Source organism: Pseudomonas sp. KH_017 (assembly GCF_057840285.1).
Map to the genome: position 1 here is coordinate 958117 of NZ_CM174509.1, position 21376 is coordinate 979492.

Here is a 21376-nt window from a genome sequence, read left to right on the forward strand (position 1 = left end):
AAAGTCGTTCGCCGACTTGCTGTTCAACTTAATGGCTCGAGTGCTATTGGTGTTTACCTATGCTTGTAGGCGCTTTCTGAAAGAAATGTAGGTATTCGAAGTTTTGCCTGGCAGCTGTTACTCATCAAAAACTGCGCCCATAAAAAAGGCCGCTGCAAACGCAGCGGCCAAGGTAAGACGTTGGATCAGGAGCTACAAATCAACGTCGGTGAACACGGGGCGATGAACCGAATCCTCAATTCATCTGAAATCTTTCAGTCACGGCGCAGGCCGGTACAGGGTGCCTGCGGTGGTTTACTGTGATAGCGAGGTAAGAATAAGCCCTTGGTGTCGTAGGAAAAATACCAATTACGGACATGCACTGTTGCAGCCCCGGCAACAGTCAGGAATCGGGTGCTCGTCGTCTGTGCCAGTCATCCTTAAGAGGTACACCGCGAATACCTCCTTGGTGCGCTTATCGACCCCGATGCCCGGCAGTAGGGTGAGGCCTTCTGTCACTCACCGGGGAAGACGCATGACAAAAACAACAATGCGCGCCATCTTCACACCGCAGGCACTGGCGGCTGCGGTCGCCTTGGGTTGCTGTGCCCAGGCACAGGCCATTTCGTTCAACATCGGGGAAATCGAGGGGACGTTCGACTCCTCGCTGTCGGTCGGCGCGAGCTGGGGCATGCGTGATGCGGATGACGCCCTGGTGGGCACCGTCAATGGCGGTTCCGGCCAGTCTTCGACCGGTGACGACGGGCGACTGAACTTCAAGAAGGGCGAAACCTTCTCGAAGATCTTCAAGGGGATTCATGACCTCGAACTGAAGTACGGCGACACCGGTGTGTTCGTGCGTGGCAAGTATTGGTACGACTTTGAACTGAAGGATGAAAGCCGCCCGTTCAAGGACATCAGCGATCACAATCGCAAAGAAGGCGCCAAGTCTTCAGGCGGGCAAATTCTCGACGCCTTCGTTTATCACAACTATTCCCTCGCCGATTTGCCGGGCACTTTGCGCGCCGGCAAGCAGGTGGTCAGTTGGGGGGAAAGCACGTTCATCGGCAACTCGATCAACAGCATCAACCCGGTGGACGTGTCCGCGTTCCGTCGTCCTGGTGCCGAGATCAAGGAAGGCCTGATTCCGGTCAACATGCTGTTTGCCTCCCAGGGCCTGACGGACAAATTGACGGTCGAAGGCTTCTATCAACTGGAGTGGGACCAGACGGTTGTCGATAACTGCGGCACTTTCTTTGGTGTCGATGTGGTGGCGGACGGCTGCAACAAGGGCTACACCGTCGCCAACCCGGCCATTGCACCGCTGCAGCCGATTGCGGCTGCCTTTGGCCAGGGCTTCGAGGTCAGCAAGGAGGGCGTGATCGTTCCCCGTGGCGGTGACCGCGATGCCCGGGATTCCGGGCAGTGGGGTACGGCGTTGCGCTGGCTGGGGGACGACACCGAGTACGGCCTGTACTTCATGAACTACCACAGCCGTTCGCCGAATGTCGGAACCACCACCGCCGGCCTCAGTACGCTGGCGAGCCTTCCGGGGATCGTTGCCGCCGCCAACCGCATCGCGCCCGGCAGCGGTTCGGGCCTGGCCCAAAGTGTGATGCTCGGTCGCGGCCAGTATTACCTCGAATACCCGGAGGACATCCGCCTCTACGGGGCGAGCTTCTCCACCACCTTATCCACCGGCACCGCGTGGAGCGGGGAAATCAGCTACCGCCCCAACCTCCCGGTGCAGGTCAACACCAATGACCTGACCCTGGCCATGCTCAATCCGATTGCAGGCGGTGCGGCATCGCCCATCGCCACTTCACCCGGGGCTGACAACAAAGGTTATCGCCGCAAGGAAGTGACGCAAATCCAGAGCACCCTGACGCACTTCATCGATCAGGTCGCAGGTGCGGATCGCCTGACCCTGGTGGGCGAGGCCGCGGTGGTTCGGGTCGGTGGTCTGGAAGCACGTACCAAACTGCGCTACGGCCGCGACTCGGTGTATGGCCAGTATGGATTCGGCGGTGATACCGGCGGCTTCGTGACCTCGACTTCATGGGGTTATCGCGGCCGGGCCATCCTCGACTACAACAACCTCATCGCCGGGATCAACGTCAGGCCCAACCTTTCGTGGTCCCACGATGTCTCCGGCTATGGCCCCAACGGTCTGTTCAACGAAGGCGCCAAGGCCGTCAGCCTCGGTGTCGATGCGGACTATCGCAACACCTACACCGCGAGCCTCAGTTACACCGACTTTTTCGGCGGGGACTACAACGTCCTCACTGACCGTGACTTCGTGGCGTTGAGCTTTGGTGTGAACTTCTGATCTGGCTGAAAAGGATGAATTCAATGCGCAAGATGATTCTGCAATTGGGCACCGTTCTGGCCCTGAGTCTGCTGGCCGCTAACGTGATGGCCGCGGTGTCGCCGGAAGAAGCCAACAAGCTCGGGACCAGCCTGACCCCACTCGGTGCCGAGAAGGCCGGCAATGCCGATGGCTCGATTCCGGCCTGGACCGGCGGCATCCCGAAAAACGCTGGCGCCGTAGACAGCAAAGGTTTCCTGGCCGACCCCTTCGCCAGCGAGAAGCCGTTGTTCGTGATCACCGCAGCGACCGTCGACAAGTACAAGGACAAACTCTCCGATGGCCAGATCGCGATGTTCAAACGCTATCCCGAGACTTACAAGATTCCGGTCTATCCGAGCCACCGCACCGTGGCGTTACCGGCAGAAATCTATGATTCGGCCAAGCGCAGCGCACTGAACGTAACACCGATCAATGACGGTAACGGTCTGGCCAACTTCACCGGCAATCGCTACTACGCGTTCCCGATTCCGAAGAATGGCGTGGAAGTGATCTGGAACCACGTCACGCGTTACCACGGCGGCAATCTGCGCCGCACCATCACCCAGGCGACACCGCAGTCCAATGGTGACTTCACCGTGATCCGCTTCAAGGACGAGGTCGCCGTGCCGTCGTTGCTCGGTGATCTGAAACCGGGCAGCGACGATAACGTCCTCAACTACTTCAAGCAGGAAGTGACCGCCCCGGCACGGCTGGCGGGCAACGTGTTGCTGGTCCACGAGACCCTCGACCAGGTCAAGGAGTCGCGCAAGGCCTGGGTCTACAACGCAGGCCAACGCCGGGTACGGCGTGCGCCACAGGTCGCTTATGACGGCGTCGGCACCTCATCCGACGGCCTGCGCACCACCGACAACTTCGACATGTTTTCCGGCGCGCCGGATCGCTACGACTGGAAACTGATCGGCAAGAAGGAGATGTACATCCCCTACAACAGCTACAAGCTCGACTCGCCAGACCTCAAGTACACCGATGTGATCAAGGCCGGGCACATCAACCAGGACCTGACCCGCTATGAGTTGCACCGGGTCTGGGAAGTCGTCGCCACGGTCAAGCCGAGCGAGCGGCATGTGTACGCCAAGCGCCACATGTACATCGATGAAGACAGCTGGCAAGTGGCGCTGGCCGACCACTACGACGGGCGTGGCCAGCTCTGGCGCGTCGCCGAAGGGCATGCCCAGTTCTACTACGATCACCAGGTGCCGGCCTACACCGTCGAAGCGCTGTATGACCTGATCGCCGGCCGCTATATCGCCCTGGGAATGAAGAACGAAGAGAAGCGCAGCTTCGAATTCAACATCGATGCAAAAGCGGGGGACTACACGCCAGCAGCCTTGCGTAGTACGGGGGTTAGGTAGGTTTCCTACAGGCTCCTACACAAAGGGGTGACTTTGCGGTCACCTTTTTTATAGCGGTCGATCAGTGTGTTGAATACTTCTTCAACAAGCGCTTGGGAGGGGGCTAGGGTGGCGCCAGAATTATAAAAAAGGCGCACCACAAATGACCGCAATGACGCACTGTCTGGACCGCCCTGGCTTCCTGCCCCGACTGTCGTCCCATCATCTGTCCCGCGAGCGGCTGATCGAGCCCATGCTGGTCTCGACCGCGCGGGTGAAGTTGCTTTGCGCACCGGCCGGTAGTGGCAAGAGCGCATTGCTCACCGAATGCCTGCAGCGGGCACCGGAGCACTCCCGGGTCTGTTGGCTGCCGCTGGCGGGGGAGTCGTTGAGTGCAGCCGATTTTCTGTTGCGCCTGACGCAAGCGCTGGGCCTGCCCTCGACGGACGAGCCCGGGCTGCTGGTGCATCTGGCCCGATTACAGGCGCCGATCTGGCTGTTTATCGATGATTACTGCCGAGCACCCAATCCGGAACTCGACCGGATGCTCGATCGCCTGTTGGCCGTCGCCAGCCCGGCGCTGACCTGGTGGCTGAGTTCCCGTCGACGACCACCCTGCAACTGGCCGCGGCTGCTGCTCGATGATGAATTGTACGAGTGCGAAGGCCGGGCGCTGGCGTTTACCGAGGACGAAGTCGGGCAGTTGCTCGGTCATGTCGAGCCGACCCTGGCGGCACAAACCGCCAAAAGGGTGGTTCAGCGCAGCGCTGGCTGGTGCGCTGGCGTGCGGATCGCGTTGCTCAATGGTTGTCCGTGGTCGGGTGAGCAGGGGCGTTCGGCGACTATGCTCGATTATCTGCAACACGAGTTGTTCAACACCTTGCCATCGGAGTTGGTTGAGGTCTGGCAGGTGTTGGTTTATCTGCCACGCTTCAACGCCAGCTTGTGCGAGCATCTTTTTGGTACGGGTGAGGGCGCGCAGTGGCTGCACGCGTTGCAGGACATGGGCTGCTTCATTGAACCCTGGGAAGACTCCGTCGAGTGGTTGCGGATCTTCGAGCCATTGGCCCGGGAGATGCGTGAAGAACCGACCCCGGCCGGGCGATCCTGGCATCGCCGCGCGTGCCAATGGTTCAGCGCCGAAGAAGACTGGCAGGGCGCCTTCGAGCAGGCGTTGCTGGCGCAAGAGCACGAGGTCGCGGTCAGCCTGTTGCAACACTTCAGCATTGAGCATCTGTTCAAGCGTCAGAACGTCAGCTGGTTACTCAAACTGCACGAGCAGCTGGGTGAACAGTTGACCTTGGGCACGCCGCAACGGGTGGGGTTGATTACCGCAGCGTTGCTGTTTGCCGGGCGTTTCGAGCAGGCGGTTGCCTGCATTGGGCAGCTGTCGCGATTTGCCCCACAACCGACGGCATCCTTGCAACGGCAACTGCTGGCGCGTTGGCAGGCGCAACAGGGTTGGTTGTTGCATTTGCAGGGACGCCTGCCGGCGGCACGGGCGCATTTTATCGAGGCGCTGGACGATCTGGCGGCCGAGGGGTGGTCCGCGCGGTTGTTGTGTCTGTCCGGGTTGACCCAGCAAGCGCTACTCAACGCCGACCTCGATGCCGCCCAGGCCTTCAATCGTGACGCACTGTGCCTGGCGCGGGCACAAGGCTCGTTGTTGTTTGAAGGCTTGCTCGAACTCGATCATGCGCAGCTGCTGGAGCAGCGTGGTGCACCGCGGCGGGCAAGCCATTTGCTGGCCGACATCCATGAAATGCTCGGACGGCAGGCTGATCGACCGACGCCGCTACTGGGACGAATCGCCCTGCGACGAGGACGATTGGCCCTCTGTCAGGGGCAAGATGAGTTGGCCGCTGGTTTCCTCCAGACCGGCCTGGAGGACTGCCTGCACAGTCAGGACAAGCACGTGTTGTACGGGTTTCTCGGACAGGCGCAAATGGCGGCCAATCAACGCGAATACGCCCATGCGTTTGATCGTCTGCGCGAGGCCGAACGGTTGATGCAGCAACGGCAGATCCCCGATACGGTTTATCGCGGCGTGCTGCTGCAAATCAGCAGTCATTTCTGGCTGCAACAAGGGCGCCCGGAGTTGGCACGGGAAGCGCTGACCCGGGTCTTGCGTCATTACCGTGGGGCCCTCGCGCGCCAGGCACCGCCAGCCACGCTGCAGCTGATTGCACGTATCGAATACCAGTTGGTGTTGGCCGAGACTCATTTGCAACAGGCGCAACGTCCATTGGATCGGCTCAAGGCGTTACTCGAGCATGCGCAACAACACGCCATGCAGGCGCTGGAAACGGAGTTGCAACTGGCGATCTGCGAAGTGGCGGACCTGACGGGCGAGCCGGAGATGGCCCACGCAGCACTGGAAGCCGGACTGGCGTTGGTGAAGCGTTGTCAGGGGCAACAGGCATTGCGTGATTTGAACTTGCGCCAGCCGAACCTGATCTGTCGTTTACAAGGCGAGGAGACGGTGACCGCGCTGGCCTTGGATGCCAGCCTGCTGAGCAGTCGGGAGCTGGAAGTGCTCGGCCTGATCGCCCAAGGCAACTCCAATCAGCAAATTGCCGAGCAGCTGTTCATTTCGTTGCATACGGTGAAAACCCATGCCCGGCGCATTCACAGCAAGTTGGGTGTGGAGCGGCGTACGCAGGCAGTTGCCATGGCGAAGAAGTTGGGGTTGATAGTGCAGAGTTGGTAGTTGTTGGTTTCTCGTTTGGAAATGAATTAAAACATACTGTTGCGTGCATAAATAACTGTGTCGATTAATATGCTTGCCGGCGCTGACAAACAAGCAATTAGTTGTGTTGTCAGTATATTGGTCGACAGGTCGAGCAGGATGCTCGGCTCTTTAATGTGACAGGAAGTCTGTATGAGTGAGAGTTTTTTTTCTAACAGTAAGATTGTGCTATTGAAGCGTGTTCGTGCGGATTTCGCCGTCGAGGTGCTGTTGGTTGAGCGCTTGGGGGAACTCGGAATCAACCCGTTCACGACCTATCTGAATACGCTGGATGATAGTGTTGGCGCTGACGTCATTCAGTCCAGGACGTTATTCGATGAGACGCTGGAGTGGGTTGAGAAAGAGTCACTGCCTACTTATGTCCAGGTTATCAATGGAATCTTCAATCGGCGGTATTCTTTCGAACCGGAGCATCAGGTTAAAGGGCTGGACCTGCTAGAGTTTGAAAGAATAGTAATGGATATCGTCCGTTGGCTGACCGATGCGCCCTCAATCAACCTTTCAAAGCGCTCGATCAAGGTTTCTGGCATCGAGCAGGTCCACGCAGCGTTAAAGTATCAGATCCCGGAAATCAATATTGATAACGTGTACTTGACCAGTTATGTGACGGAAGCGGACGGGCGAAAGATACTTCAATCCCGAAGTCTGTCCGAAGATGTCTTTGCTTATTTTCAACATAATGAAATTCCTTACTATCACGGCGAAGGACAGGGCGTTTATTCGATCGCCTACAGTTCCCGGGAATCTGATTTGCACCCGCAACTCACGATCAAGGACATCAGTGACCTGGTGATCGAAATTGCTCCGGATTTTCTGATCTGATATTCAGGGGCTTTCGTAGCCCATTCAATTATGGAGTTTTAAGGCATGGAACAACTGACAAAGGAGTTGGTGCGGGCCAAGCTGCACGCAAGGCTCAGCGGTCGCGGTATTGATGTCGATAAGGTATATATAAATGCAGTTGCGTCGGCTAACGATTCGACGGTTATTTACTCTCAATCACTGGTGTCGGCATTTTTCCTTAAGTTGCAGGATGGTGAAGTTCCAAGGTTCGTCAGTGAGAATTTGGGGATCTTTTCCGAGCCTTACACGTTTGACCGGAAATATCGTTTCGATGGTGTGAAACTTGATGAGCTCAATGAAATGGGGGCAGCAATTGCCCGGGATTTACTGAGCTGATTGGTGGTTCTATCAAAGTAGTTGTGCCAACCCCTTGGTTGGCACAGCTGCCGCAATCAGTTTGCGGATACGGCGGGTTCAAAACCCATGCGCCAGCTGACTGCATGACTGGCGGATAACAGGCGCTGCGCCGCCGGACCGTTTTCATCGGCATGGAACAACGATGTCGGCCCCACCACCGTCAGCACGGCAACCACTCTGCCCATCGCGTTGAACACCGGTGCCGACAAGGCATCGACCCCTGGCAGCAGCAAACCATGTACATGGTGCAAGCCGCGTGCGCGGATTTGTTCGCATTGGGCCGCATAGGCCTGATCGTCTGCCAGCGCGTGGGCTGTGTGGGACTGCAATTCCTGCACGCGCAGATCCTCGGTTTCGCGTTTCGGCAGGTAGGCGCCAAACACCAGTCCCGTCGAAGAACTGAGCAATGGCAACACCGAACCCAGTTGTGTCACCACCGTCACCGCACGCACCGCCGGTTCGATATGCACCACGGTCGCGCCCTGATTGCCCCACACCGCCAGAAAACAGGTTTCGTTCAAGTCATCGCGCAATTCGGCCAGGGGCAGGGCGGCGACTTTCAGCACGTCCATGCTGTTGAGTGCCGCCAGCCCTACGCGCAAGGCTTCGCGGCCCAGGCCGTAATGGTTGGTGGCGGCGTTCTGTTCGGCGAATCCGCTGGCGATCAGGGCCTGTAAATAGCGGTGAACCTTACTCGCCGGCATCTGCACGTGTTCGGCCAGGCGCGACAGCGAAGTCGAAGGCGACAACTCGGCCAGAGCCTTGAGGATGTCGGTGCCAACCTCGGCCGAGCGGACTTTCTGTTTACCGTTGTTGTCGCTGGTTTTTTCCATGGTGGCTGGGCTCCCGGGACGAATGGGCGTCTTTATAGCTTGACGGTCAATACCAATCAAATTACGTTATGCGTAATCAAATTACGATAAAAACAACCCGGACGTGCCTCGACCTCTGCAACAGAGCGAGCGGCCACTGTCGACTCCCTGTTCAGGAGGCTCCATGAACCCCGATTCAACGACGCCAGCGCTGGCCTACCTGTCAGGCTTCGGCAACGAATTCAGCAGCGAAGCGTTGCCCAGCGCACTGCCTGTCGGCCAGAACTCCCCGCAAAAAGCCCCGTACGGCCTTTACACCGAACTGTTCTCCGGCACGGCATTCACCATGGCGCGCAGCGAGGCGCGGCGAACCTGGATGTACCGCATTCAGCCGTCGGCCAATCATCCGGCATTCGTCAAACTGGACCGGCAACTGGCCGGCGGCCCGCTGGGTGACGTGACCCCCAACCGCCTGCGCTGGAACCCGCTGGAAGTTCCCGCCGAGCCGACCGATTTCATTGACGGCCTGGTAAGCATGGCCGCCAACTCGGGAGCAGAAAAACCGGCCGGGATCAGCATCTACAACTACCGCGCCAACCGTTCCATGGAGCGCGTGTTCTTCAATGCTGACGGCGAAATGTTGCTGGTGCCTGAACTGGGGCGCCTGCGCATTGCCACCGAACTGGGCATGCTTGAACTGGAACCGCTGGAAATTGCCGTACTGCCTCGCGGCCTTAAATTCCGCATCGAACTGCTCGACCCGCAAGCCCGCGGTTACGTCGCCGAAAACCATGGTGCGCCGCTGCGTCTGCCGGACCTGGGGCCGATTGGCAGCAATGGCCTGGCCAATCCGCGGGATTTCCTGACCCCGGTGGCGGCCTACGAAAACCTGCAACAACCCACCACGCTGGTGCAGAAGTTCCTCGGCGAGTTGTGGGCCTGCGAGCTCAATCATTCGCCGCTCAACGTGGTTGCCTGGCACGGTAACAACGTGCCGTACAAATATGACCTGCGCCGTTTCAACACCATCGGCACCGTCAGTTTCGATCACCCCGATCCGTCGATCTTCACCGTGCTGACCTCGCCGACCAGCGTTCATGGCCTGGCCAACCTCGACTTCGTGATCTTCCCGCCACGCTGGATGGTGGCCGAGAAAACCTTCCGTCCACCTTGGTTCCATCGCAACCTGATGAACGAGTACATGGGTTTGATCCAGGGCGAATACGACGCCAAGGCCGAAGGCTTTGTGCCCGGCGGTGCTTCGTTGCACAGCTGCATGAGCGCCCACGGTCCCGACGGAGAGACTTGCACCAAAGCGATCAACGCTGACCTCAAGCCGGCGAAAATCGACAACACCATGGCGTTCATGTTCGAGACCAGCCAGGTGTTGCGCCCAAGCCGTTTCGCCCTCGATTGCCCGCAACTGCAAAACACTTACGACGCCTGCTGGGCTACGCTGCCCGCCACTTTCGACCCGACCCGGAGATAACCCATGACGCAGACTTCCATCACTCGCAGCTGGGTTGCTTCGGCCAACGGCCACGCGGATTTCCCCCTGCAAAACCTGCCACTGGGCGTGTTCAGCCTCAACGGCTCGGCACCGCGCAGTGGCGTGGCCATTGGCGAACATGTCTTTGACCTGCAAGCCGCCCTTGAGGCCGGGTTGTTCGATGGCGTCGCGAAAACAGCGGTCGAAGCGACCCGTGGCGGCCAGCTGAATGCGTTCTTCGAACTGGGCCGCGAGGCTCGTGTCGCCTTGCGCGAGCGTTTGCTGGAATTGTTCGTCGAGGGCAGCACCCTGCACGGCAAGATCGAAGCCCAGGGCGCAAAACTGCTGCCGCTGGCGGCGGATTGCCAGATGCACCTGCCGGCGAAAATCAACGATTACACCGACTTCTACGTCGGCATCGAGCACGCGCAGAACGTTGGCAAGCTGTTCCGTCCCGACAACCCGTTGCTGCCGAACTACAAGTACGTGCCAATCGGCTACCACGGTCGTGCGTCGACCATTCGCCCGTCCGGTACTGATGTACGCCGCCCGAAAGGCCAGACCCTGCCGGCCGGCCAAACCGAGCCGACCTTTGGCCCTTGCGCTCGCCTGGACTACGAACTGGAGCTGGGCATCTGGATCGGCCAGGGCAACGACATGGGCGACTCGATTGCCATTGGCGACGCCGCTGATCACATCGCCGGTTTCTGCCTGCTCAACGACTGGTCGGCACGGGACATCCAGGCCTGGGAATACCAGCCTCTGGGGCCGTTCCTGTCGAAAAGCTTCATCACCAGCATCTCGCCGTGGGTGGTCACCGCCGAAGCGCTGGAGCCGTTCCGTCGTGCCCAGCCTGCGCGTCCCCAAGGTGATCCGCAGCCGCTGCCGTACCTGCTCGACAAGCGCGATCAGGCCGCTGGCGCGTTCGACATCGAACTGGAAGTGTTGCTGCTCACCGAGGCCATGCGCGAACAGAACCTGCCAGCCCATCGCCTGACCCTGAGCAACACTGGGCACATGTACTGGACGGTGGCGCAAATGGTCGCGCACCACAGCGTCAATGGTTGCCAATTGCAGGCCGGTGACTTGTTCGGCTCGGGCACGTTGTCGGGGCCGGAGAACGGTCAGTTTGGCAGCCTGCTGGAAATTACCGAGGGCGGTAAAAAGCCGATCGAACTGGCCTCGGGCGAGGTGCGTAAATTCCTCGAGGACGGTGACGAAATCATCCTGCGCGGCCGTTGCCGCCGCGACGGTTTCGCTTCCATCGGTTTCGGCGAATGCCGCGGCAAAGTGCTGCCGGCGCGCTAACAGGAGCGGGGCATGGAACTCTATACCTACTACCGTTCGACATCTTCGTACCGGGTGCGTATCGCGTTGGCGCTCAAGGGCCTGGATTATCAATCCTTGCCAGTCAACCTGATCGCACCGCAGGGCGGCGAGCATCGACAACCGCCTTATCTGGGCATCAACCCGCAAGGCCGCGTGCCGGCCTTGCGCACCGATGAAGGCGAATTGCTGATCCAGTCTCCCGCGATCATCGAGTACCTGGAGGAACGTTATCCACAGGTGCCACTGCTGTCCGGGGACCTGGCTGCCCGCGCTCACGAGCGCGGTGTGGCGGCAGTGATCGGCTGCGATGTGCACCCGCTGCACAACGTCAGCGTGCTCAATCGGCTGCGCCAGTCGGGCCACGACGAACCGCAGGTGGTGGAGTGGATCGGCCACTGGATCGGCCAGGGGCTGGCCACGGTGGAGCAGTTGATCGGTGATGACGGTTACTGCTTCGGCCCCGAGCCTGGGTTGGCGGACGTCTACTTGATCCCCCAACTGTACGCGGCCGAGCGGTTCAATGTTTCTCTTGAGGCTTATCCGCGAATCCGGCGAGTGGCGGCACTGGCGGCGACGCACCCGGCGTTCATCAAGGCGCATCCGGCGAATCAGCCAGACACGCCATAACGATTCACACCGTCCCAATGTGGGAGCGGCGGTGCGGCGGTCCGACTTGCTCGCGAATAGGGCGTGTCAGGCAACAATAATGTGGCTGACACACCGCTTTCGCGAGCAAGCCCGCTCCCACAAGTTTTTTGTGATCAGTGAACGATGGAATTCGGCGGCAAATGCCCCAGCCGTTCCGTCAGGCGAATCCGCTGGATCGGGTCGTCGCTGAGCAGCAGCGCATGCTCCAGGTCAAAACGCTCGGCGTTCGGGCAGTCCAGCCGTTGGTACAGGCTGGCCCGGGCCAGATAGTCGGTGGCAGTGGCATTGCCCAGTTCCAGGACGCGCTCGGCGTCGATCAGGGCATTGATGACATCGTCGTGGGACAGGTACAACTGGCGCAGGTTGCGCGACAGCCGTTGCAGCATCTGCAGCGGCTCGGCGGTTACCAGGTGCTCGGCACTGAGCTTCATGTTCGGGCCATATTGGCGGTGCAACAGTTCCCGACAATCGTTCGGATAAAGGCGACGGCCGCCGCAGGGGTCGAGCAAATGATCGGCGCCCGGTACCCGCAGCAGGAAATGCCCGGGGAAGTTGACCCCGACCATGGGAATTTCCAGGCCCCTGGCCAACTCCAGCGCAATCAGCCCCAGCGTCAAGGGTTGCCCTCGTCGGCGCTCCAGAACCTTATCAAGCAGTGCCACTTGCGGGCGCAAGGGTGTGAAGTCGTCCTGGGCATAGCCAAGGTCGTTCATGCGGCGCAGCAGCGGCTGGGCCAGTTCACTGACCGGCAGCATCGGCAAGCCGCCGCTGACCCGTTGTTGCAACAACTGAAAATCGGCCAACAGCGCTTGCGGCTCCACCTCGCTGTCGTGCTCGGCTGCAATCCACAGTGCCGCCTCGAACAGCGCGGGCGGTGAACGTTGCAGGCAGGCGAAGAACGATTGGCGCGGGGTCATCAAAATCTCCGGGCAATGCCTCGTTTTAGCCCCCTCTCCGGCATTCGTCCAGTACCGCACAAGGGCGATCACAGGTTATTTCCGAAAGCCTGTATTGGGACCGTTCTTATTCCGGTGCGCTTCTGCAATTTTTGGGCGCAAGCCTATACTGGCGACTACAAGAAGTGATTCGGGAGCCTTACGATGTTCGCTCTCATGCAAAGCACTCGCCTTGAATCGCTGCATCTGAGTGTTGACTCGGTCACCGGGTTGAAGGCGGTCATTGCCATTCATAACAGCCGGCTGGGGCCTGCCCTGGGCGGTTGTCGTTACCTTGCCTACCCCAATGACGAATCAGCGGTCGAAGACGCTGTGCGCCTGGCCCAAGGCATGAGCTACAAGGCTGCGCTGGCCGGCCTGGCCCAGGGCGGCGGCGTGGCGGTGATCGTGCGCCCGGCCCATGTGGAAAACCGTGCGGCGCTGTTCGAAGCCTTCGGGCGCTGCATCGAACAGCTCGAAGGCCGTTACATCACTGCCATCGACAGTGGCACTTCAGTGGCGGACATGGATTGCATCGCCCAGCAAACCCAGCACGTCACCAGCACCACCTCGGCGGGCGACCCTGCGCCACACGCGGCGATGGGGGTGTTTACCGGTATCCGCAGCACCGCCATGGCCCGGCTCGGCAGCGACAACCTCGAAGGCTTGCGCGTGGCCATCCAGGGCCTGGGCAATGTCGGCTATGCATTGGCAGAACAGTTGCACGCTGCCGGTGCCGAACTGCTGGTCAGCGACATCGATCACGGCAAGGTGCAACTGGCCATGGAGCAACTCGGCGCGCACCCGATTGCCAACGAGGCGCTGCTCAGCACACCTTGCGACATCCTCGCACCCTGCGGGCTGGGCGGTGTGCTCAACAGCCATACCGTGTCGCAATTGCGCTGCTCGGCGGTGGCCGGTTCAGCGAACAATCAGCTGACGCATCTGGATGTCGCCGACCAACTGGAACGCCGCGGCATCCTGTACGCACCAGATTATGTGATCAACGCCGGTGGGCTGATTTACGTGTCGCTCAAGCACCGCGGCGAAGAACTGTCGACCATCACCGCGCACCTGTCGAAAATCAGCTCGCGCCTGACCGAAGTGTTCGCCCACGCCCAGGCGGAAAAACGCTCCCCCGCACGGGTGGCGGACGAGTTGGCGGAGAAAGTGTTGTACCGCTGAATTGGGCATGCGTTATCCACAGGCATGAAAAAGGCCCTGGGTCATTCGACTCAGGGCCTGTTCAATTCGGGCTTTGCTTACTTGGCGGCTTTGGGGGCCTTGGCAGGCTTGGCCGGGGTGATCGGCTCCGCGACCTCAACGATCTCGACTGCTGCAACAGGTTGTGCGACTTCAACCGGTGCGCTGAGCAGTTCGGACAGGGCGTCCGGTTGGCTCTTGAACGCTTTGGCGAACACGTCGCGATTTTTCGCCATATAAATCCCGGCTTCTTCCACTTGCTGCTCGGTCAGGGACGGAACGGCTTTTTGCAACACTTCAGCCAGCAACTCGGCCAGTTCGAGCATTTTGTCATGACGGTCAGCTTCGGCTTTATCCATGAACAAGCGCTCCAGATCTCGGCTGCTGCGGTATACCACTTCGACGGCCATTCACCACCTCACATGCCTTCACATTGGTTGTCGATTTCGACTACTGTATCTATATACAGCGAAAGGATAAGCGAAACCCTGTCTTTTGGATAGTGGCTTTTCAATGTAGACCGGATTCGAGATTTGTCAGGTGAAGCGCTGCACGGGTGCGACCAAACGCCACGGCGCGCGATCCAGAGCGGCTCGCCATCATGGGCTGGCCTTTTTTCTGCATGCAGAAAAATCGTCACGTCCAACCCGCATCATCCGGTCGAACCAACCTAAGGAAGCAGCATCGTGAAAATCAACTGGGCCGAAAAACTGCGGCAGAACGTGCATGAACTGGCCGAGTCCCTGGGCAATCTGTTCGTCGAAACCTTTCACTACCTGGCGCTGTTCGCCATTGGTGCGGTGACTGCGTGGGCGGCTGTGATGGAGTTTCTCGGGATGATCGAAGAGGGGCACATCAAGATCGATGACATCTTGCTGTTGTTCATCTACCTGGAACTGGGGGCGATGGTCGGGATTTACTTCAAGACCAACCACATGCCCGTGCGCTTCCTGATCTACGTGGCGATCACCGCGCTGACGCGGTTGCTGATTTCCAACGTTTCGCACCACAACCCGCCGGACCTGGGGATCATCTACCTGTGCGGCGGAATTCTGCTGTTGGCGTTTGCGATTCTGGTGGTGCGTTACGCTTCGTCGCAATTTCCTTCGGTGAAGATCGAGAACCCACACCGCAAGTCAGGTGCGGGCTCCAGTGAACATCCAGAAGTAGAAAAGGGCGAGCTTTAAAGCCCCATGGCGGGTCGGGGACGGCCTTTGGCTGGTGGCGGCAGGCTGTGCGTGCCGCCATCGGTCATGGATTCGAGGATGGCCACGGCACTGTGGCCCTGCTCGATGGCAATGCCGAACTGAATGCTCTGCACCAGTCGTTTCAGGCGCTCGGGGTCATTGCGTTGTTCGGCGCTGATCATGCGCTTGGCCACCACGCGGCCACTGTTGGACAGGGTCAGCATGATGCTGCCATCGAGGCCCTGAATGCTCAGGTTGATCTGGTAATCCGCTGCAAAAACATCGGTAATGAGCTGGAAAGGGTTGTCCATGATGCGTCACCGCCTGATTGAACGTGCAGTTGTTGACCGGCCGTGATCGGGTTGGTTCGCAACGCCTGACCACCGGCCATCTCGTCATCATTGTTCCAACCAGGATGTAGCAAGGGGCATGCCGACAAAATTGTCGGACAAAAAAACAAGTTCTGTAGGAGCGAGCCTGCTCGCGATGGTCGTGAACGATAACGCGTCAAACCAGATGGTTCGCGGCGCCTGAGAGTTTTTCGCGAGCAAGCTCGCTCCTACAGGGGCCGCGTTTTCTGCACGTTTCAGGGCAATTAACCTCGACGTGCCTCCAAAGCGATCAACATTCCACCCAGTTCACCGCCAGTCCGCCCCGTGACGTTTCTTTGTACTTGTCGTGCATGTCGGCGCCGGTGTCGCGCATGGTGCGGATCACCCGGTCCAGGGAAATGAAGTGTTTGCCGTCGCCGCGCAGGGCCATTTGCGTGGCGTTGATGGCTTTCACTGCGGCGATCGCGTTGCGCTCGATGCACGGCACTTGCACCAGTCCGCCGACCGGATCACAGGTGAGGCCGAGGTTGTGTTCCAGGCCGATTTCGGCGGCATTTTCCAGCTGCTCCGGGGTGGCGCCAAGCACCTCTGCCAGGCCTGCGGCGGCCATGGCGCAGGCGGAGCCGACTTCACCCTGACAACCGACTTCGGCCCCGGAGATCGATGCGTTTTTCTTGCACAGGATGCCGACGGCAGCTGCACCCAGGAAGAACGCGACCACGTCGTCGTCAGACGCATCGGCATTGAATTTCATGTAGTAGTGCAGCACCGCCGGAATGATCCCCGCCGCGCCGTTGGTCGGTGCCGTGACCATGCGCCCGCCAGCGGCGTTTTCTTCGTTCACGGCAAGGGCGTACAGGTTGACCCATTCCATCGCTGACAAGGTGGACGTAATGACATTCGGCTTGCCGATTTCCTGCAGGCTGCGATGCAGTTTCGCCGCTCGACGCGGAACATTCAGACCGCCGGGCAAGATGCCATCGTGGCGCAAGCCCTGCTCGACGCATTCGCGCATCACCGACCAGATATGCAACAGGCCCTGGCGGATCTCTGCGTCACTGCGCCAGGCCCGTTCGTTGGCCATCATCAGTTCGCTCACCCGCAACCCGTGCTCGTTGCAGAGCTTGAGCAGTTCGGCGGCGCTGGAAAAATCGTAAGGCAGCACCACATCGCCAGCCGGTGCGATCCCGGATTCGGCTTCGGCCGCTTCGATGATGAAACCGCCGCCCACCGAGTAGTAGGTCTGCTCGAACAGTTCGCCGGTTTCACCGAAGGCTGTCAGGGACATGGCGTTGGGGTGGTAGGGCAGGCTTTCGTTGAGCAGCAGGAGATCGCGTTGCCAGTCGAAGGCAATTTCCGTTATGCCTGCCAGACACAGTTCGCCGGTTTCACGCAGGGTGTGAATACGGCTGTCGATGGTGGTTGGATCGATGCGGTCGGGCCATTCGCCCATCAGGCCCATGACGCAGGCGCGGTCCGTTGCGTGGCCGACGCCGGTCGCTGAAAGAGAACCATAGAGGCGGATTTCCACGCGTCGCACGTCAACCAGAAAACCCTGATCGACCAGCGCTTGGGCAAAGGTTGCGGCAGCGCGCATCGGACCGACGGTATGGGAACTGGACGGGCCGATGCCGACTTTGAATAGATCGAAAACACTGATAGTCATGCTAAAGCCTGTACATGCAATGGAAGGGAAATCGCTGCCATTTCTGTAGGACAAGCGCAATTTGGGCGATACTGCCTGTCACGGTCCTGCGTGACCAACGAAAATTCCTAAGACATTCTTTAGCAGGACTAAACGATGAGTCGTCAATTACACGCCCAGACGTATGTCTGGCTGAACGTGTTTGCCTGTGCCGCGCGGCACCTGTCGTTCACCCGCTGCGCCGAAGAACTGCACATCACACCGGGGGCCGTCAGCCAGCAGATCCGCCAACTGGAAGAACGCCTGGGCTTTCGCCTGTTTCACCGCCGCGCCCGCGGGGTGGAGCTGAGCGCAGAAGGCCAGCGCCTGGCCATTACCGTCAACGAGGCCTTTGGTAGTATCGACGCGGAATTGCGACGACTGGATGCGGGCATGATCAGCGGGATTCTGCGGGTGCGTTCGATTCCGTCGTTCCTGAGCAAATGGCTGACGCCGCGACTGCCGCGTTTGCAGCAGCGTTTTCCGGACATTCAGTTGCGCCTGGTGGCCGAGGACAGCAGCGTGCCGTTGCATGAAGGCGATTTCGACCTGGCGATCGACCTGAACGACGGCAGCTATCCGGGCCTGTTATCCACAGCCTTGCTGGATGAACAGATTTTTCCGGTGTGCGCGCCGAGCCTGTTGCGTGGTCGTCCGCCGCTGCACGGTCCGGCAGACCTGATGCACTTTCCCTTGCTGCACGACATCACCGCCTGGCGCGGCAGCTACGAGTACGCGGAATGGGAGTTTTACCTCAATGCCATCGGCTTCGAGGGGGCGGATGTGCGACGTGGCCATACCTTCAATCGCAATCACCTGACCATCGAAGCGGCCATCGCCGGCATGGGCGTGGCGATTGCGCGACGAACGTTGCTCAATGATGAGTTGGAGCGTGGTGCGTTGATCGTGCCGTTTGGCCTGGCGGTGCCCAATCACAAGCGCTACATGCTGCTTTACGCACCGGGGGCGTTGAGCCATCCGGGTGTGCGCGCGGTGCACGATTGGTTGGTGGAGGAGGCGGGTGCTTTTCGCAGCCTGCACCCGTTGGGGGAGCGGCAAATGTGAGCAATTATTACGTAAGAGCGGGGCGACCCAACTCCCGACCTTAACAGCGCTTTTACCGGTTGTCCGGCTTTTTTTGCGATTGAAAATTTATCTTTTTTAGGGGCTTGAATTGTTCAGCGTACAGACCGATTGTGTAAGTAAGAGGTCACGGTGATGACGCCCAAGGGCTTAGCTGACCGGCCTCTCGCGAGCTAGCTGAAATAAGGGATGAACTATGCAAATCCAAGTCAATAGCGATAACCATATTCAAGGCAGTAAACGACTGGAGGAGTGGGTACGTACGACCATTGAGAGCACGCTCGAACGCTACGAAGAGGACCTGACACGAGTCGAGGTTCACCTGCGGGACGAGAACGGCGACAAGCCGGGTCCCCACGACATGCGCTGCCAACTGGAGGCGCGGCCAAAAGGCCATCAACCGGTTTCCGTCACCCATAAAGCCTCCACCATGGAGCAGGCGATCGACGGAGCGGCCACAAAACTTGAACATGCGCTGGAGCATATGTTCGGCAAATTACGCGGCAAACGAGCCAATGTGGTGCCCATCGAGAGTGGCGCCCATGCCGACCAGCTGCTGGAAGAAGAGTTTCTTGAGAACGAACAGGCAGCGCTTAACGGCTGACACCTGATTCACTTTTTTACCTTCCCATGAAAACGGGCCTGCATTGCAGGCCCGTTTTGTTTTGGGTGGCTTTTGGATTCCATGGCGATTGGCATGCGCTGTGGAGACAGCCGAGTTTGCGCCGCAACCAACCGGCTAATAGAGGGGTTCACCCGCTCCCTTTGCGTATGAGAATATTTATCATTAATATTGCGTCCTTGCCGGCCCCCTGACGCTGTCGTGGCCTCATCCGGTTTCCAGGTCCAGACATGAACGCCAAACCCCGCACACTTCCCGTTTCCTACCGATTGGCGGTCGCTTCGCGGGTGCTTGCGGCCGTCTTCGGCGGTTACCTCGTCGCATCGCTGGCCAGTGTTTGCCTGAGCCTTTGGCTGCCTGTCGCTCGCGCCGATGCGGTGGTGATCGGGATGATGACCTCGTTTCTGGTGTACTTGCTGGCCGTGATCTGGTGCTTTACCTGCGACAGTGCACGACGAGCCTGGTTAGGCCTGATCGTACCGGGCTTGATGCTGGCGGCGGTGGTCGGTCTGGCGCACGGGATGGGCCGTTCATGAAAGAGGGCTTTCGCCAGTCGATGGCCTGGCTGCACACCTGGGCCGGGTTGATTTTCGGCTGGTTGCTGTTCGCGATTTTCCTGACTGGCACGCTGGCCTATTTCAAAAGTGAAATCAGCCACTGGATGCAGCCGGAAATTCCGGTTCGTTCCGTATCCGCCGAAACCGGTTTGAGCGTGGCTCAAAACTACCTCGAGCAACACGCAGCAGGTGCCTCACGTTGGTGGATCGAGTTGCCCAGTGCCCGGCGGCCGGACTTGTCAGTGCACTGGGAGCCGACAGCGGACGAGCGCGGCCAACCTGATGAGCAACTGCTCGACCCGCTGACGGGCACCGAAGTGCACCCCCGCCAGACGCGGGGCGGCGAGTTCTTCTATCGCTTCCACTTCGAGTTGCAAATGCCCTATCCGTGGGGGCGCTGGTTGGCGACTGTCGCTGCCATGTTGATGTTTGTGGCACTGATCAGCGGCATTATCATCCACAAGAAAATCTTCAAGGACTTCTTCACCTTCCGCCCGCGCAAGGGGCGGCGTTCCTGGCTCGACGGGCACTACTCGGTAGGCGTGCTGGTGTTGCCGTTTCACCTGACGATCACCTACAGCAGCCTGGTGATGTTCATGATGATGGTGATGCCGGCGGGGATTGAGGCCAGGTACAAGGGCGATGCCCAGACGTTTTATCATGAGGCGATTCCTGAGTCCGAAGTCCCGTCAGCCGTGGGCAGTTCCGGTCTGTTGATGCCTTTGGCGCCGTTGCTGGAGCAGGCCAACCGACTTCGGCCAAGCGGCCGGATTGCCGAGGTGACGGTGAACCACCCTGGCGACGCCAATGCTTCGGTGGTGATGCAGTTCGACGGGGCCGACCGTGTGGGCCACGATTTCGGCCGCACCGTGTCCTTCAATGGCGTAACGGGTAAGCAGCTGGAGGCGATGCCGGAGCGCTCGTTGCCTGTTGCAATCGCCGGTGGGTTCTTCGGTCTGCACATGGGCCATTTCGCCAGCCCGGTGTTGCGCTGGATGTACTTCATGTGTGGTCTGGCCGGTACGGCCATGATCGGTACCGGGCTGGTGATCTGGCTCGGCAAACGTCAACTCAAGCATGCCAAAAGCGCTGTGATGCCTTTCGAGCTAAGGCTGGTGGACGTGCTGAACATCGCCAGCATGTCGGGGCTGATACTCGCAGTGGCGGCGTTCTTCTGGGCCAATCGATTGTTGCCGGTGACCATGGCCGGACGCTCGGATTGGGAGGTCAACGGCTTCTTCATCGTCTGGGGCTTGAGCCTGCTACATGCCATGCTCCGCCGAGGCCGGGCGGCCTGGGTCGAGCAACTCGCGTTGGCGGCGTTGCTGTTTGGTGCAGTGCCGCTGTTGAACGCCCTGACGACACCGTATCACCTGGGTGTGTCGTTGGCGCAGGGCGATTGGGCCATGGCCGGGTTCGATCTGGCATGCCTGGTCAGCGGCCTGTTTTTCGTCTGGGCAGCCTGGAAAATACGCCGCTCGGAAATGGCTCAAGTCGTCGGCACAAAACGCCCGCGATCGATGGCGCTCGAACGGGAGGCGAACTGAATGTTGCTCGCCGCGTTGCTTTGTTATGCCGGTTTTACCGCGCTGTGTTTATCGATGGACCGGCATCACGCCGAACTGCTGGGGCGTAAACCGACACAGCGTCGGCGTCTCGGCCTGAAACTGCTTGGCTGGCTTTCGCTGAGCCTGTCGTTGTGGGCGGCAGGTTGGGGATTGGGCCTGGTTCAGTGGTTCGGCCTGTTGATGCTCAGTGCATTGTTGCTGGTTTTGCTGATTCCCTATCGTCCGCGTCTGGCCTTGTCTCTGGCCGGGCTGAGCCTGCTGGCCAGTCCGATTGCCGTGTTTGCGCAGTGTTGAATC

19 protein-coding genes and 1 pseudogene are annotated in these 21376 nt (G+C 59.6%); 15 read left to right on the forward strand and 5 right to left on the reverse strand.

Annotation, left to right across the window (positions count from 1 at the left end):
- Window positions 1-514 precede the first annotated feature (514 nt).
- From AC3IT6_RS04305 to AC3IT6_RS04325, 5 genes are all read left to right on the forward strand, one after another.
- On the forward strand, window positions 515-2308 hold the full coding sequence (locus AC3IT6_RS04305) for a DUF1302 domain-containing protein (RefSeq protein ID WP_489354395.1): 1794 nt from the start codon (window positions 515-517) through the stop codon (window positions 2306-2308).
- Between the two features lie 23 nt (window positions 2309-2331).
- On the forward strand, window positions 2332-3702 hold the full coding sequence (locus tag AC3IT6_RS04310; protein WP_489354396.1) for a DUF1329 domain-containing protein: 1371 nt from the start codon (window positions 2332-2334) through the stop codon (window positions 3700-3702).
- A gap of 142 nt (window positions 3703-3844) precedes the next feature.
- Window positions 3845-6391, forward strand: a complete 2547-nt coding sequence (locus AC3IT6_RS04315; protein ID WP_489354397.1) for a LuxR C-terminal-related transcriptional regulator — start codon at window positions 3845-3847, stop codon at window positions 6389-6391.
- Between the two features lie 171 nt (window positions 6392-6562).
- Window positions 6563-7252 carry a hypothetical protein gene (locus AC3IT6_RS04320; protein WP_489354398.1) on the forward strand — a complete coding sequence of 230 codons (690 nt, stop codon included), beginning with the start codon at window positions 6563-6565 and terminating at the stop codon, window positions 7250-7252.
- A 45-nt stretch (window positions 7253-7297) separates the two neighbouring features.
- Window positions 7298-7609: a hypothetical protein gene (locus AC3IT6_RS04325; RefSeq protein ID WP_489354399.1), complete on the forward strand. Its 312-nt coding sequence runs from the start codon at window positions 7298-7300 to the stop codon at window positions 7607-7609.
- A gap of 56 nt (window positions 7610-7665) precedes the next feature.
- On the opposite strand, the gene AC3IT6_RS04330 is transcribed toward AC3IT6_RS04325, so the two are convergent.
- Window positions 7666-8463 (reverse strand): IclR family transcriptional regulator, encoded by a 798-nt coding sequence (locus AC3IT6_RS04330; RefSeq protein ID WP_489354400.1) that lies wholly within the window; start codon window positions 8461-8463, stop codon window positions 7666-7668.
- Between the two features lie 163 nt (window positions 8464-8626).
- Here AC3IT6_RS04330 and hmgA point away from each other — a divergent pair, with 163 nt between their 5' ends.
- The 3 genes from hmgA to maiA are packed head-to-tail and all read left to right on the forward strand — an operon-like array spanning window position 8627 to window position 11887.
- Complete coding sequence (hmgA, locus tag AC3IT6_RS04335) at window positions 8627-9931, forward strand: homogentisate 1,2-dioxygenase (RefSeq protein ID WP_489354401.1); 1305 nt, start codon at window positions 8627-8629, stop codon at window positions 9929-9931.
- Window positions 9932-9934: 3 nt separating this feature from the next.
- Window positions 9935-11239 carry a fumarylacetoacetase gene (gene fahA, locus AC3IT6_RS04340; RefSeq protein WP_489354402.1) on the forward strand — a complete coding sequence of 435 codons (1305 nt, stop codon included), beginning with the start codon at window positions 9935-9937 and terminating at the stop codon, window positions 11237-11239.
- Window positions 11240-11251: 12 nt separating this feature from the next.
- On the forward strand, window positions 11252-11887 hold the full coding sequence (gene maiA, locus AC3IT6_RS04345) for a maleylacetoacetate isomerase (protein WP_423502702.1): 636 nt from the start codon (window positions 11252-11254) through the stop codon (window positions 11885-11887).
- Window positions 11888-12021: 134 nt separating this feature from the next.
- On the opposite strand, the gene AC3IT6_RS04350 is transcribed toward maiA, so the two are convergent.
- Complete coding sequence (locus AC3IT6_RS04350; protein ID WP_489354403.1) at window positions 12022-12825, reverse strand: SirB1 family protein; 804 nt, start codon at window positions 12823-12825, stop codon at window positions 12022-12024.
- A 183-nt stretch (window positions 12826-13008) separates the two neighbouring features.
- Here AC3IT6_RS04350 and AC3IT6_RS04355 point away from each other — a divergent pair, with 183 nt between their 5' ends.
- Window positions 13009-14028, forward strand: a complete 1020-nt coding sequence (locus AC3IT6_RS04355) for a Glu/Leu/Phe/Val dehydrogenase family protein (protein ID WP_150727387.1) — start codon at window positions 13009-13011, stop codon at window positions 14026-14028.
- 188 nt (window positions 14029-14216) lie between these two features.
- Here AC3IT6_RS04355 and AC3IT6_RS04360 read toward each other — a convergent pair.
- Window positions 14217-14456, reverse strand: a pseudogene (locus tag AC3IT6_RS04360) (YebG family protein); the annotation flags it as partial.
- Between the two features lie 276 nt (window positions 14457-14732).
- Between AC3IT6_RS04360 and AC3IT6_RS04365 the strand changes: the two are divergent.
- A complete protein-coding gene (locus AC3IT6_RS04365) occupies window positions 14733-15233 on the forward strand; it encodes a phosphate-starvation-inducible protein PsiE (protein WP_150718070.1) in 501 nt (166 codons plus the stop codon).
- Here AC3IT6_RS04365 and AC3IT6_RS04370 read toward each other — a convergent pair.
- Window positions 15230-15544, reverse strand: coding sequence for a DUF3509 domain-containing protein (locus tag AC3IT6_RS04370; protein WP_489354404.1), 315 nt, complete (start codon window positions 15542-15544; stop codon window positions 15230-15232). The two genes, AC3IT6_RS04365 and AC3IT6_RS04370, sit on opposite strands and share 4 nt — an antisense overlap.
- Window positions 15545-15854: 310 nt before the next feature.
- Window positions 15855-17231: an L-serine ammonia-lyase gene (locus AC3IT6_RS04375; RefSeq protein ID WP_489354405.1), complete on the reverse strand. Its 1377-nt coding sequence runs from the start codon at window positions 17229-17231 to the stop codon at window positions 15855-15857.
- 135 nt (window positions 17232-17366) lie between these two features.
- Between AC3IT6_RS04375 and AC3IT6_RS04380 the strand changes: the two genes are divergently transcribed.
- The 5 genes from AC3IT6_RS04380 to AC3IT6_RS04400 all read left to right on the forward strand — a co-directional run bounded on the left by AC3IT6_RS04380 (window position 17367) and on the right by AC3IT6_RS04400 (window position 21373).
- Window positions 17367-18314, forward strand: coding sequence for a LysR substrate-binding domain-containing protein (locus AC3IT6_RS04380; RefSeq protein WP_008046773.1), 948 nt, complete (start codon window positions 17367-17369; stop codon window positions 18312-18314).
- Window positions 18315-18528: 214 nt separating this feature from the next.
- On the forward strand, window positions 18529-18936 hold the full coding sequence (locus AC3IT6_RS04385) for an HPF/RaiA family ribosome-associated protein (protein ID WP_007970346.1): 408 nt from the start codon (window positions 18529-18531) through the stop codon (window positions 18934-18936).
- 248 nt (window positions 18937-19184) lie between these two features.
- Window positions 19185-19490 (forward strand): DUF3649 domain-containing protein, encoded by a 306-nt coding sequence (locus tag AC3IT6_RS04390; RefSeq protein ID WP_489354406.1) that lies wholly within the window; start codon window positions 19185-19187, stop codon window positions 19488-19490.
- Window positions 19487-21058, forward strand: coding sequence for a PepSY-associated TM helix domain-containing protein (locus AC3IT6_RS04395; RefSeq protein ID WP_489354407.1), 1572 nt, complete (start codon window positions 19487-19489; stop codon window positions 21056-21058). The genes AC3IT6_RS04390 and AC3IT6_RS04395 overlap by 4 nt, the downstream gene beginning before the upstream one ends.
- On the forward strand, window positions 21059-21373 hold the full coding sequence (locus AC3IT6_RS04400) for a DUF3325 domain-containing protein (protein WP_489354408.1): 315 nt from the start codon (window positions 21059-21061) through the stop codon (window positions 21371-21373).
- Window positions 21374-21376: the final 3 nt, after the last annotated feature.